Raw genomic sequence first — 13,402 nt, 5'->3', positions numbered from 1 at the left:
GTCATCGATCGAGCGCGCCATCGAGTTCGCGCAGGACGATCTCAGGCAGTGTGCGGCGGCCTTCTGGCCTGAGAACCCGAACCTCCGTCGTTCGTTCATCTGGACTGGGACAGTCCGGGGCATGAAGAGCCGCCATGACCATCACATAGTCAGGGTGCCCTTCGCCTTCGATCGCTCCGAGTGGTGACAGCCACTGACGATTGGTCTCGAAAGTGCGTTGCATCGTTTGACGTGCATCGTCGGGGCGGACCCATAGATCGACAACCCGCCCATAGAACGGCACGGAAGTTCGCACCCTCCAAGAGATGATCGGCACTTCCAGTAGCCGGACGAGTGTTTCGGTCGTCAAGGCGGCCGGCAGATCAAATCGCGTCGTATCTGGGTCCATGACATCTCGGTTGATCTCTATGCGCACGTAGTCGTCGGGATGCCGTCGACGGGGTCGCGCAAGCAGGCGCCGCTGAAGCCATCGCTCGTACCGAAGCAATATCTCCTCGCCTTGGGCGACGGTGTCGAACGACAGCTTCGCCCACCCGCCCTCTCGAACGCGCGTGATCTGCTCCTCAAGCTCGCAACGTCTGCGGGCTTCGTCGAGATCGAGGGCGACGTGCCACAAGGAGCGAGTGCGGAGTTCGTCATCGCGAGAAGTGATGAGCGCTCGACGGTAAATCTCTTTGAGGCTTGACGAGAGACGCTCGCTGCTCATGTATTCGAGCGGTCCTTCACGATAGGGCCGTCGCACGTAGTCCTCAGTCTCCGATAGTGCATCCCTGAGGAGCGTCGCGTAGATGAGGGCACGGTTCGAGCGTCGTTCGACTTGTTGGCGCTGGATGTACCCACCCACGAATGCCAGGACGCCGCCGAGAAGCGCACCAGCGGCGGCCGGCAACAACGCATCGATGAGCATGCGTCGAACGTAGCCCTCCTGACCGACATTGCGACGCTGCCAGCAGTGCGGCTCTTCGTCCACCCTTCCAAGCCCGGTGGCCTCCGCGCTCAAAGCTCACGCTATGCGTCTAAAGCTCAAGGGCGGACTCGATGCGCTCCAAAATGGCCCTCACCAACTCCCGCTTGCCGGGGTCGACGATGTCACGGTCGACGCTCTGGTTCGCAACTCGCTGAGCCACCGCGACCTTGTCCGGCGGGTCGATGCCGATCGATGTCGCCCACTCCGCCACGGCCTTGGTTCGCATCCCGGCTGGCAAGTTCTCAGGCGCTAGATCCCCTGGGATCGTCGCCCAGCAACGAGCCTCTTTCGACACACACGCAGCGTAGATCTCGGGGGCGACTAGATCTTCAATTTCGAGGGCACCAGCACCGTCCGTATCGTCCAGAACAATCACATGGTCGAGACCAACGCCTGCCGCGACCAGTTTGTCCCGGTTATCGAGTCCTCCACCGTCTCCGTCGACGACGAACGCGACGTGTCCAGCTTGAGAGACGAGTTCTGGGATTTGTGAACCTGCGACGCTAGATAGCCCGGGAACGACTTGAAATCCGAGCTTGTCGCGCATCGCAGCCTGGCGGAACAAGGTGGGCAGCAAGATCGCCTCACATGGCCCTTCTCCGATGAGCGCGTGGCGCGCGGGGGTGAACGTCGCCGCGGCGGCGCCCATGCTCTTTAGCAGGGGAGAAAACCCTGCACCGCCCTCCCAGAACCCGTTGCGTAAACGGGACGTGCCCTGGTTGATCGGCTCGACAACCCTCACCCCATTGCCTAGGTCATTGGGCAAGCAGCCGAAAGAGTGAGTGGTGTACAGAACCTTGGATGTGTAGACCTGCCGTCCGAGCACATCGACCAGGTCGGCCTGCGCGTCGTAGTGGAGGTGCGTCTCTATCTCATCGGCCAGCAGAATCGGCTTGTTCCTACCGCCATGCGTGAACGCGAGCAAGGCTGCAAACCATCGGAGGCCGTCGCTGCGTTCGGTAATGCTTGACAGACCTTCGTCACTCGGGGTTGTCACTTGAATGAACAGGAACGCGTTCTGCACGTCGACCTGCACCGCAACGTCCTGTTGGTTCCAGCTCTCTTCAAAGATCTTGCGCAAGCGATCGTTGGCTTTGTTGCGGCGGGTTGCCACATCTGCGTAATTGCCGTCTCGCACCTCTTGCCGAAGAGCGATGAGGTCCAAGTCAGCGAGACGCGCGAGATGCCCGAGGGCAGCACTCGGGTGGTCGGCTTCGGATTCCAAGTCGTATTCGGACTTGAGATCGCGGTCCTCGGGTTCCAGCAGCCTCAACTCGGGCAACCGTGGAAGAAGGATCGCAGTGGCAGCGGCGGTCGGGTCTGGTTCCGCTTCTGCCTGCGCCTGCTGCCTAGTTTGGACCACAAGATCGCGCAGCATGGGTGCCCAATCGGTCCATGCCTCGCCCGGGAACGCTGCGGCATCAATGTTGCCGGATTCGAGGACGTTCGCTGCCGCTTCAGCGTACTCCGCGAGCCAGTCGAGGTTTGTGGGCTCGGGGGGCGCCTCACCTGATGCCATCGATGTGATTATCGCGTCAACAGGGCTGAGATCGATGGGCAGGTACGTTGCCATGTACTCCAGAATGGGCTTCGACCTCTTGAGTTCTGCCGCAAGTGCTAGGCGAGGATTCGGATCACGGCTGGGCGCAACAGGATGGAACTCGATCGAACGTCCGACTACCCCAATCTTCCTGACGACGATCTTCTCGACCTTGGCCCCGTCTCGCAGATGCGCCAGTGCTTCCACATCGTCGGCCTCAAGTTGAAGTTGCCACTGCAGCGTCGGAGAGACTCCTGATGAGCGCCGTGGGTACTCGGTCCGGTCAAATGGCTCATCGTGATTCAGATGCTTGAGGGCCTTGAGGAGGGAGCTCTTACCTGCCTCGTTCGGGCCGACGAAAGCAATCAGATCGCTGTGAAGCTTGACCGACGTTCTTAGCAAGAAGCGGCGGTAGCCCTCGACGGTGAAGTTGATGAGTTTCATGAGGTGCGGCTCGCTCTTCTCTGCCTCGGCTCGTCGAGGGCTTTCCCCGAACTTAGCGAAGCTGGGGCACCCTCGGGTGTCCTATCCGCACCAGTCAGATCATGAAGCCGATTCGCCTCAACGAGGCGCGACTCTTCCACCTAAGGGCAGAAGCAGCCTGGCTTGCAGACGTAGACGCGGACCGCTGGGCGACACGTTGCGTGTTGCCGCCCCGCAGATCGGCTGCCACCCAGCAGGAACTAACAGGTCGGACTGCTCGCTGAGCTCGCTCCCAGTGATCACGCTTCGTCGATCAGTTCCTGGCCTAGGGGCGCCCGAAGCACGGTCGGAAGGACATCGGCTTCGATTCGACGGCGCATGTAAGGTTTCGTCGCGAGAAGTGGTTGAAGCATCATCTCAAGCGCCAGTGCGGCGTTCTCGTCTGTGAGCGCTTCTGCGAGGGGACGCAGCGATACCATGTCGGTGCTCTCGACCGCGCCCAGTGCGGCGGAGACCAATCGTGCTTCATCCTCCAACAACTGATTCGAGTAGGTGTGCCTCGGACGCTCGTGCGGTTCGAGTAGAGATGATGTCAACGATGGCTTGATCTGCGAGAGGCCGCGAACCTGTGTCGAGGCCTTCAGTCCGTCGCACGTAGTGATCCAAATGCGTTGAACGGCTTCGACACCTGCTCGCCCTTCCCCGGAACTGAGTCGAGCGCGCATCCCATCCGCGATCAGCGTCCGGGTGTGGTCGTTGAAGGAGGCGAGCTTCACTAAGGAAGTCGTGAGCATTGGAAGGTCGCGCTCGACGGGGTGAAGAAGAAGGCGAAGGGCCTGAGTGATCAGGCGCTCAAGCCACACGGGCCGGGATCGCGCCATGCCGTCGTTGAGTACGTCCAGTGCGAGACGCGGGCCAATAGGGAAGAGCGCGCCAAGGCGCCTAGGCGCGTTCTCGTCGATGTTCTCGATGGTCTCTACCACGAGCTGTTGCAGGTGCCGCGTGGGCTGCGCGAATGTCCTGCCCGCGGCGAAGAGCCACGTGTTTCGCCAGTGGGGGCTGTGCGCGACAAGGCGAAGCCGATCGCCGAGGGCAGCGTCCCCTGCAGATGTCAGATACTGACCCGCCATGTACTCCTGAAGGCTACGAACGTCGAATCCGTAGCCTTCGGCCCCGTGTGGGGCCAAGAGGACAAGACGATGAGTCGCGGCCTGCTTGATGTCGGCAAGCAATTGCCGGTCACGCCTATCAGGCTTGAAACCTGCCCTCTCGAGCACTGCCCAAGCGATGTCTTGCAGCTCCGCTGGTGTCACGAGAGAGCGTGTTGTCTCTCCGCGTTCGGCCCGCGCCTGAAGCGTCAGGCCCACCTGCTGGTGGATCTCTTCGATCAAGCCGCTGTGATCTCGGATCAAGGCGCTGAACCCGCCGATCTTGCCCTTCTCGCGCGTCATGATCGTTTGGAAGTACCTGTCAAACAGGCTGAATCGGTCCGGCGAGAGCTCTCCAGCCTGCTCCACGATGATGCTGAGAATTAGAACTTGAAGCGGGGTGCGCAACAAGTTCTCGAAGGCATCGTCGGCCGCTGCCTCCCGAAGCCTTCTCACAACAAGGTCGCGCCGGTCTGGATCGTTGGCTAGGCGCACACTTGTGACCTTCTCGCCGTACTTGAGTGCTGTACGGGGCTTCAGATCCGCGAGATCGACGCGTTCAAACAGCCCGCGCCCGATCTCCTCTGTGAAGCCCAGAGGCCTGGTAGTGAGAATGATCAGCACATCGGCGTCCTCGGCCTCGCAGTCGTTCGCGAACTCCGCTACTTGTTCGACGATCCGCCGACGGAGTGTCGGATCTACTACTTCGTCGAACCCGTCGAGGACGAGAAGCCAGGGCCATCTTGTGCGCCATTTGGTGAGGAGGTTGGGCGCGATCTCGCCGACATCCGATTTCGCGCTCACGTCACGGGCGATCCGCCGAATCAGCGTGGCGTTGAGGTCAACGGCCTCGTCTTGAGCAAACTCTGCGAGGTTGATCTGTACAGGCCAGCGTGGAAAGGTTGGCGGCGCGACGCCGAGGTCTGCAAGCGCTTGATCTGTCTCGTGGACTACGGCACGCTGATCGTCGCTCAACGCTGCGCTCCCTCGCAGAAACGCTGCGCGATGCGCCTGCACGATCATCTTCGACAGGGTCGTCTTTCCGTTCCCTGGCTGTCCAGTGATGATGAGATGACGCGGCTTCTGGAGCCGGGACACCTTCGGCTTCAGTACTCGCCCGCTTCGACCCAGCACGTAACGAAGAACAGATGCACGCTTCCGCTGTCCGTCATCGCTCACGATCTCGACTGGCAAGTCCACCATCACTTTGTGAACCGGCATGCCGCCGTCAGCCGTTCCTCCTGCTTCATCGAAGTAGATCCGGCCACCCGTAACGAGAGTGGTCCGCGCATGCGCGCGTAGAGCCCTTTCAAGATCGCTTTCCGGAACGGAATTGAGAAGAGTAGGGATCGCCGCCAGCACATCCCCCGCGGTGAGGAGTGCGTTATTTGCCCAGCGCACATCAGCGTGAGCTGCCACCAGCGCATCAATCTGGTACAGATCCCAGAAGTACACCGCCTTTATGTCGAGGAGCCGGGCAGCCTGGTTCTTTCTGATGGCCCGAAGCTCTTCATCGTTGCCCGCGTCGTCGATGCGTTCGTATGCCTTCTTGATGTAGTTCTTGATCTCCATCATGATCGTGTCGAAACCACCGCTCCCCGGCACGGGGGTTAACGCGACATTAGTCACGAAAATGAGAGTGTCCGGCGTCCGCCTCCGCTCAGGCTTCTCCGCCCAGTCTCGCAACTCGTCGCGTACCTGGCTCCAGAGCCACGACAGGTTTGCGTTATGCGTCGCTCCCGGGCGATCCTTGTGCTTGACCTGGAAGACCGTGTACCCGGTTGAGCTTTGCTCCCCGAACAGCCCAGGGGTAACCCACCTGATCGGCGACTCGCACACGAAATCTCGCCCACCGTCCGCTCCTGACCCCATCGGTCGGATGCCATGACCGAAGTGCGCGACCGCCAACGTTGCGGCCAGGTCCTGAAACGAGGTGGCGTTGAATCGAGATAGATCAATCATCTTCTGGCCAGACTAGAGCCGTCGATTGCTCCGCTAGCACAGCAGCGGGGTGCGTCTACCCTCCTGGAACAAGGTCAAGAGCTCCTCACTCCGTGGGGTCTGCGGCGGCGTGCGGCGCGGATGCCGTTGAGGATGATGACGATTTCTGCGATCTCGTGGACGAGGACGACGCCGGCGAGCCCGAGTATCCCGAAGAGGGCGAGGGGGAACAGCCCGATGATGACGGCAAGGGCGAGGGCGATGTTCGTGGTCATGATGCGGCGGCCCCGCCGTGCGTGGGCGAGCGCTGCGGGGATGAGGCGCAGGTCGTGGCCGGTGAAGGCGATGTCGGCGGATTCCACGGCGGCGGCGGAGCCGGTGACGCCCATGGCGATGCCGACGGTGGCGGTCGCCAGGGCGGGGGCGTCGTTGATTCCGTCGCCGACCATCGCGGTCGGCCGCACGGCAGTCAACGCCGCGATGGCGGCGGCCTTGTCGGCCGGGAGTTGCTCAGCGCGCACGTCGTCGATGCCCGCCTGACTGGCGAGAGCCTGGGCGGTGCGGGTGTCGTCGCCGGTGAGCATGAGGGTGCGGATCCCCTGTTCGTGGAGGAGCTGCACGGTCTCGGCCGCTTCAGGGCGCAGTTCATCGCGGATCCCGATCACCCCTGCCGTGTTGCCGTCGGCTTCGACGATCACGACCGTCATGCCGTTCTCGGCCAGTTCGTCGGCGTCGGTGCGGAGACTGCCCGGGTCGAGCCAGCGGGAGCTGCCGACCCTGATCAGGCGACCCTCGACGCGGCCGGTGAGGCCGTGCCCGGCATCTTCGTTCACCTCGGTCGCCGTGGGTGCGGTCGGAGTCGAGGCGGTGATCGCCGCGGCGAGGGGGTGAGCGCTCGTCGCTTCGATCGCGGCGGCCCAGGCGAGGAGCTCTTCGCGCGCGACGCCTGCGACGGTGCGCACGTCGACGACCTGAGGGCGCCCCTGAGTGAGGGTGCCGGTCTTGTCGAACGCGACGGCCCGGATGGTGCCGAATTGCTCGAACGCGGCGCCGGACTTGATCACGACGCCGAGCTTCGACGCAGATCCGATCGCGCTGATCACGGTCACCGGCACCGCGATCGCCAACGCGCACGGAGACGCGGCGACGAGGACGACGAGCGCCCGCTCGATCCACGTCCAGGGGTCGCCGATCACGACGCCGAACAGGGCCACCAGCGCGGCAACGATCAGCACGGCCGGAACCAAGGGTCTCGCGATCCTGTCCGCGAGACGTGCACGTTCGCCCTTGCGGGCGTGGGCCTGCTCGACCAGGGCGACGATCTGGGTGAGCGAGTTGTCGCGCCCGTCGGCGGTCGCTTCCACCAGCAGAACACCGGCGCCGTTGACGGCCCCGGCAGGAACAGCGGTGCCGGGGGCGACGTCGACGGGGATCGATTCTCCCGTCACCGCTGATGCGTCGATGCTGGAGCGTCCCTCGGTCACGACACCGTCGGTGGCGATCCGTTCTCCCGCGCCGATGACCAGGAGGTCGAGTTCGCGGATCTCTGCGACAGGAACGGTCACGTCGCCGTTGAGCTTCGAGATCCTGGCGGTTTCCGGGATCAGTGTCAGCAGGGCGCGCAGTCCTTCCTTGGCGCGGTCCATCGCGCGGTCCTCGAGCGCCTCGGCGAGCGAGAACAAGAATGCCAGTGCGGCTGCTTCGGCGACATGTCCGAGCAGCACTGCGCCGATCGCGGCGATCGTCATCAGCAGGCCCACTCCGAGCCGCCCGCGGATGAAGCGGCGCACCGCGCCCGGCACGAAGGTCCACGCGCCGGCGAGCAATGCGATCCACTGCGCGACGAGGCCGAGGACGCTAAGCCCTGCCCAGTCCAGCCCGTACCCGGCGGCGAGGAACAGACCCGACAGCGCCGAAGGCAGCAGTGCGGTGTCGCGCCACCACGGAGGACGCACATCCGCTTCCTCCTCGGCCGCCGAAGCCTGGCGCGGAAGGTCGGGGCCGCAGCAGGCGTCCCCCTCGTCATGCACGGCAGCCGGGATCGAGGCGGGTCCGCAGCAGGCATCGACGGAGACCTCGGGCCGGGCCCCGCCGAACAGTTGCAGCGAGGTCCGCTGCGGTTCCGGCCTCACCAGGCGCGGCTCATCGGGACCGCAGCACTCCTCGCTCACAGCACACCCTCCGTGGTGTCGCAGCACCCCGGAACCTGGCACTGCGGATCCATGCAGGGGACGCTCTCATCCACCGCGAGAGTGACATCCACCAGCGCCGTCAACGCCGCCGCGATGTGAGGATCCGCGATCTCATAGCGCGTCTGCCGCCCCTCGGGCTCCGCAACGACGATCCCACAACCCCGCAGACACGACAGATGGTTCGACACGTTCGTCCGCGTGAGCTCCAGATCACGCGCGAGCTTCGCGGGATACCCCGGCCCGTCGAGCAGGGACAGCAGAATCCGAGAACGAGACGGATCCGCCATCGCCCGGCCCAGCCGGTTCATCACATCCACCCGCGAAGCAATAGTCAGCATGCAATGACCATACAGCATGTGATGACTATTCATCTGCGGCGATGCCGACTACGCCGGGGGCCGACCCGGGGCCGCTTCTCGTCCAGGCTCGATGGGCATACAGGCTGACAAACAGTGGAACGCTCAGTCGCATATCAGATGGGTGACCTCAATCTTGATCTGCCCATCACGGCCACCGCGAGACGCGTTGGCCCCGTCATCGCCGTCCCGATATGATCGGGACTGATGGTTTGGTGGATGTCGCTTGTTCGCAACGATCCTTCCATCAAGAACCAGCTGATAATGAGACTCATCCTCAGCCTCACCGCAGTGTTGTTGGTGTCGTTCGCTGCTGCGACTACGTTGCACGCCGAGGCCAAGGCGCCCGTTCCAACGTCATCAGCCATCGAGGTGGAAGCACTTGCCTCAATCTCGGACGTGGAGCAGAGCACCGGCGAGATAACGCTTGACACCACCACGTTCGGCGGCGTGCTGTGTCTGGTCGGGGTGTTGCTCGGCTTGATCATTTTCGCAGGAGTACGTGGCAAGGGTGGGGCTGAGCTCGAGTACGAGCGTCGCGACTCCGTCGCGCGAGCGCTTCTGAGCAGGGCTGAAATGTGTACTCCTGCCCGGGTGGGACACCTGACATTGACCCAGTTGCGGCTTTCGCGAACCTGAGCTTCCGAGCTGTTCATCGTCGAGCCCGATGGGCATCATGCCTGGGGCTTTCGTCATGTCGTTGATCGCTTTGGAGTACGCCTATGTTGACTATCGCCATCCGGATTCCACTTCTGGGACCAGTGCGGTGAGGGCCGTTCGGGTTGCGGGAAGTACGTTCACTGCTGTGTGCGCCATAGCGGTCGTGCTGACCATGGCCGGTTGTGCGCCGACTGTGGCGCTGAAGCCTGCGCGGAACGCGAACGCCCCGGAGTGCGCCGAGGTCGCCGTCCGGGTACCCGAATCGATTGGGTCTTTGACTGCTCGCACGACTGATGCCCAAGCCACTGCCGCGTGGGGGGACCCGGTGGCCGTCGTGTTCACGTGCGGCCTTGAGCCGCCCGCGCCAACCACGAAACAGTGTGTCACCATCAACGCCGTTGACTGGATTGTCGACGACTCCGAGTCTCCCTACCTCCGGTTGACCACATACGGTCGTGAGCCAGCGGCACAGGCATACGTGGACACGACCCGGGTTTCAGCGGACGCTGCGCTGGGAGCGCTCGCTCCGGCAACTCAAAAGCTTCCAAAGAAGAGCGCATGCATCGCACCGGACACCGATACGGCCGACGATCCCAACGCTTCGACGGCAAACGGCACGGGATCGGCTCCGTGAGGTCCTGGGACCTGAGGCTCGCCGGCCCGGCGATCCTCATTGCCGCGGCCGTGATCACTCTTCTTATGGGGTTGCTGATCGGTGGTGGGGCGGCGCCCCGGCTGACGAATGACCCCGGAGCCTTCGTGCGCTGGGGGCTGCCCGCCGCCAAGCTCCTCGTCAACTTCTCCGCAGCCCTCATGGCGGGTTCGGCTGTGCTTGTCCTTTTCGCGCTCCAGGCAGGAAAGAGGGAATACAACGTCGTGTTGGACCTCGCCTCGATCGGGGCGGCCATACTCACGATCAGCAGTGGAATCACCGGCTTTTTGACGTTCCTCTCCTCGTTCAATCCGCGCGTCTCATTGGGATCAGAGTTCGGGCAGCAGTTAGGCAGATTCCTCCTGGAGACGGAACTCGGACGCGTATGGCTGATCACTACCGTCGCCGCAGCCGTGATCACACTCCTCGCCTACGCATTCCGCACGTGGACCGCAGCCATGTTGATCGGCCTGATGTCCCTTGCCACGCTGATTCCGATGGCCACGCAGGGCCATTCCGGTAGCCTCGCCAATCACGATGCTGCAGTCATGGCGCTAGTGCTCCACATCAGCGGGGCAGCCGTGTGGCTCGGCGGTCTCCTTGCTCTCACATTCCTACGGCCTCGGCTCCAGGAGCGACCGATGCGGATCGTCGTCGAGCGCTATTCAACCCTCGCTCTGGTCGCGTTCATCGTTGTGACGATCGCAGGCGTTGCGCGGACACTGACCTCGATCAATGGCGTGACCGACCTGGTCAGCGTCTACGGTGCGCTTCTCGCGGTGAAGATCGTCGCGCTCATCGGGCTTGGCGCGATTGGCGTGCTCCACCGTCAGAGATTCATCAAGCGAAGTGGGGAGCGAGGAGGCTCATTCTGGGTGTTCGTGACAATCGAATTCCTCGTCATGGGGTTAGCAAGCGGGGCCGCCGCCGCTCTGGCACGCACCCCCGCCCCCGCAGACACGGCTGCCCCGCCCCTCACGACGCCTGCGGAGATCCTTACGGAGGCGCCGCTCCCGCCCGCGCTCACGGTTGAGAGATGGTTCACGAGCTGGGATTTGGACCTTCTTTGGGCGCTGATCGCTGCGTTCGCCATCTACTTTTATGTCGCAGGTGTGCGTAGGCTCCGTCAACGAGGCGAAACCTGGGCGCACGGTCGCACTGCCTCCTGGATCGCGGGAATGCTCCTTCTCTTCTGGTGCACATCAGGGCCTATCTCGGCGTACGCGGACTACCTCCACAGCATCGACGCGTTGGGGCGGATGATCCTGATCTCGGTCGTGCCACTGCTTCTTGTTCTCGGGGCGCCCTACCAACTTGCTCTGGTCGCGATCACGAGCCGCACAGACGACAGCCGGGGTGTCCGTGAATGGATCCAGGCAACCGCCCGGTCACGCCCGGTCCGCCTCTTCTCGTCTCCGGTAGCGGCTTGCATCCTCTTCGTGCTGGTGTTGTGGGCAACATCAGCGACCGGGTTGCTGCGCTGGACACTTGCCGACCTGCTCGGGCACGAGCTACGCGTTGCTGCGATGGTCATCGCCGGGTCCATCCTCACGAGGTCCCTGCTACGTCCACACGCAACGCTTCCCCGCGCCACCCGGCTTTCGGCCGCCTTGGTCACAATGGTGCCTGTCGTCATCGGCGGATGGATCGCGTTCCAGAGCGGCCTGATCGCTGCGAACTGGTTCGGGGCGATGGGAAGGACCTGGGGCCTTGAGCCCAGAGCCGACCAGACCATCGCTGGCATCCTCATCCTGGTCGGCGCATTCCCGGTTCTGCTCACGATCGTCATCGCCCGGCGTGAGGCCAGGAGAACATCACACCCGCAACCCCTGAACAGCACGGCACACGGCGACCGTGCAATCGCACCCGGAAGGCGGGGCGACAACAGCGACGCTATTTAGCCGCTGCAGTCCTGCGCCTTCACCTACCCTCGCTCCACCGAAGCCTGCCTCCAACCCCAAGGATTGACAATGAAAAGGACCATCTCCCGCGCACTTCGTGTCGCGACTCTCGGCCTAGCCAGTGCCGTCGCAGCGACGCTACTCGTTAGTAGCCCGGCTTCGGCACACGACAACCTCCTCGATTCGTCGCCCGCCGCCGGCGAAACAGTGACGAGCCTGAACGCCGTGTCTTTGACCTTCAGCGGTGAGCTCATCGACTTCGCGCAGGCCAGTTTTGCTCAGGTGGTCGGCCCGGATGGTCTCTACTACGAGACATCCTGCTCAACCATCGAGATGGACGTGCTCACCACTCCGGTCGCCCTCGGAGAGCCGGGGACTTACACGATCATCTGGAACGCCGTCTCCAGCGACGGACATCCCATCTCTGAGAAGTACGACTTCCAATACGCTCCTGCAGCTGACGCAACGCCAGCCCTCGGGTGGAACCTCCCCGCCTGTCGCAATGAGTCCATCCGTGTCCAACCGGGCGCCACGCCCGCCGCTCCACCGACAGCAGCCGCCACGCAAACTCCCGCCGCGCAAACGCCCACACCAACTTCGGCGACAGTCGCCGCTTCCACGAACACCGATGAAGGCACTATCGCCTTCATCATCGCGGGATCCGCAATAGCTCTTGGCGTCCTCCTCCTCACCCTCGTCTGGCTTGCGCGCCGGCGACGTCGTCGCGCAAGTTGAGCCTCAAGCTTCGCCGCGTCCCACGGGCCAAATCGGAAAAGTCTCTGCTGCTCTTCAGCTGGGATTTCAGCCAAGTGTCGCGGAGCGCTTGCCGATCGGCGCCGAGTGTTCACCCCGAACCGAATCAGTCTCAACCGAGGAACGCGCGTGAGCCGTCCGTGACAACCCAAACCACCCTGAAAGAACTCGAGGAGCAGATCATGAAATGCCCTGTTGACGGAGCTGGCCTACACGTTGCGGATCGCTCCGGCGTGGAGATCCCCTCCAATCCGCAACACTGTGATGCCGGGCGGGACCGCGGCGAGCTCGAGACTGTCGACCGCAGCCTCAACCCGATGAGTCCGCTTCCCAGTCACCCCGGCTACTACCCACCTACGAATGAACGCGGTTACCAAGAGCGCAGCCGCAAGGACCGCCCCGATTGGAACAGCCGGGATCAGCACGGTCGCGGCGCCCGTCCTCGGCGCGCAAGGCCAATGGTGCTCTTGTCGCCTTCTGATCGCTCGTTCACCCGCTGGCGGACGCCGCTCAGGACCTTGCAACGGGCGCTGGCCACCGTGGCTGTTTTCATCGCGCTCACGATCGGATCCTCGATCGGGGACACCGCATCCGCGTCGCCCCGCGCCGTGGAAAGTCCCACGCCCATGGCAACACAGACACCGCCCCCGAGCCCGTCCGACGATCTGGACCACCCAACACCGAACGAAGAACAACGTGTAAGACGCGATGACCTCGCCCTCATCGGAGTCACGTTCGTCATCGGGCTCGCCTTCATACTCGCAGCAGGAGCCCTCGGTGTCCTCGCCGTTGCTCGAGAACGGCGCCGCATCGATCGTGCGTCAACGGCCAAGGAGAACGAGGCCTCGAACACGCCTTGAGCAGATTCC

At 63.3% G+C, this 13,402-nt stretch carries 10 protein-coding genes; 5 read left to right on the top strand and 5 right to left on the bottom strand.

The window, feature by feature from the left end; all coding sequences use genetic code 11:
- Position 1: 1 nt before the first annotated feature.
- From WFJ17_RS10280 to cmtR, 5 genes are all read right to left on the bottom strand, one after another.
- A complete protein-coding gene (locus WFJ17_RS10280) occupies positions 2-907 on the bottom strand; it encodes a hypothetical protein (protein ID WP_336648353.1) in 906 nt (301 codons plus the stop codon).
- 109 nt (positions 908-1,016) lie between these two features.
- Positions 1,017-2,951, bottom strand: a complete 1,935-nt coding sequence (locus tag WFJ17_RS10275; protein ID WP_336648352.1) for an AAA family ATPase — start codon at positions 2,949-2,951, stop codon at positions 1,017-1,019.
- A 278-nt stretch (positions 2,952-3,229) separates the two neighbouring features.
- Entirely contained in the window at positions 3,230-6,040 is a 2,811-nt protein-coding gene (locus tag WFJ17_RS10270) for an NACHT domain-containing protein (protein WP_336648351.1), read from the bottom strand.
- A 74-nt stretch (positions 6,041-6,114) separates the two neighbouring features.
- Positions 6,115-7,974 (bottom strand): heavy metal translocating P-type ATPase, encoded by a 1,860-nt coding sequence (locus tag WFJ17_RS10265; protein WP_336648604.1) that lies wholly within the window; start codon positions 7,972-7,974, stop codon positions 6,115-6,117.
- A 212-nt stretch (positions 7,975-8,186) separates the two neighbouring features.
- A complete protein-coding gene (gene cmtR / locus WFJ17_RS10260) occupies positions 8,187-8,549 on the bottom strand; it encodes a Cd(II)/Pb(II)-sensing metalloregulatory transcriptional regulator CmtR (protein WP_336648350.1) in 363 nt (120 codons plus the stop codon).
- 225 nt (positions 8,550-8,774) lie between these two features.
- Between cmtR and WFJ17_RS10255 the strand changes: the two genes are divergently transcribed.
- The 5 genes from WFJ17_RS10255 (at position 8,775) to WFJ17_RS10235 (ending at position 13,393) form a co-directional block, all read left to right on the top strand.
- Positions 8,775-9,206, top strand: a complete 432-nt coding sequence (locus WFJ17_RS10255) for a hypothetical protein (protein WP_336648349.1) — start codon at positions 8,775-8,777, stop codon at positions 9,204-9,206.
- Between the two features lie 28 nt (positions 9,207-9,234).
- A complete protein-coding gene (locus tag WFJ17_RS10250; RefSeq protein ID WP_336648348.1) occupies positions 9,235-9,861 on the top strand; it encodes a DUF3515 family protein in 627 nt (208 codons plus the stop codon).
- Entirely contained in the window at positions 9,786-11,780 is a 1,995-nt protein-coding gene (locus WFJ17_RS10245; RefSeq protein ID WP_336648347.1) for a cytochrome c oxidase assembly protein, read from the top strand. Before WFJ17_RS10250 ends, WFJ17_RS10245 begins: the two co-directional genes overlap by 76 nt.
- A 69-nt stretch (positions 11,781-11,849) precedes the next feature.
- Entirely contained in the window at positions 11,850-12,515 is a 666-nt protein-coding gene (locus WFJ17_RS10240) for a copper resistance CopC family protein (protein ID WP_336648346.1), read from the top strand.
- Between the two features lie 158 nt (positions 12,516-12,673).
- Positions 12,674-13,393 carry a hypothetical protein gene (locus WFJ17_RS10235; protein ID WP_336648345.1) on the top strand — a complete coding sequence of 240 codons (720 nt, stop codon included), beginning with the start codon at positions 12,674-12,676 and terminating at the stop codon, positions 13,391-13,393.
- Positions 13,394-13,402: the final 9 nt, after the last annotated feature.

This window comes from Microbacterium sp. MMO-10 (assembly GCF_037148715.1).
In the GTDB taxonomy this organism is placed as follows: domain Bacteria; phylum Actinomycetota; class Actinomycetes; order Actinomycetales; family Microbacteriaceae; genus Microbacterium.
Note: the sequence above shows the minus strand (reverse complement) of the source record. Positions and strands in the feature narration are given on the sequence as shown.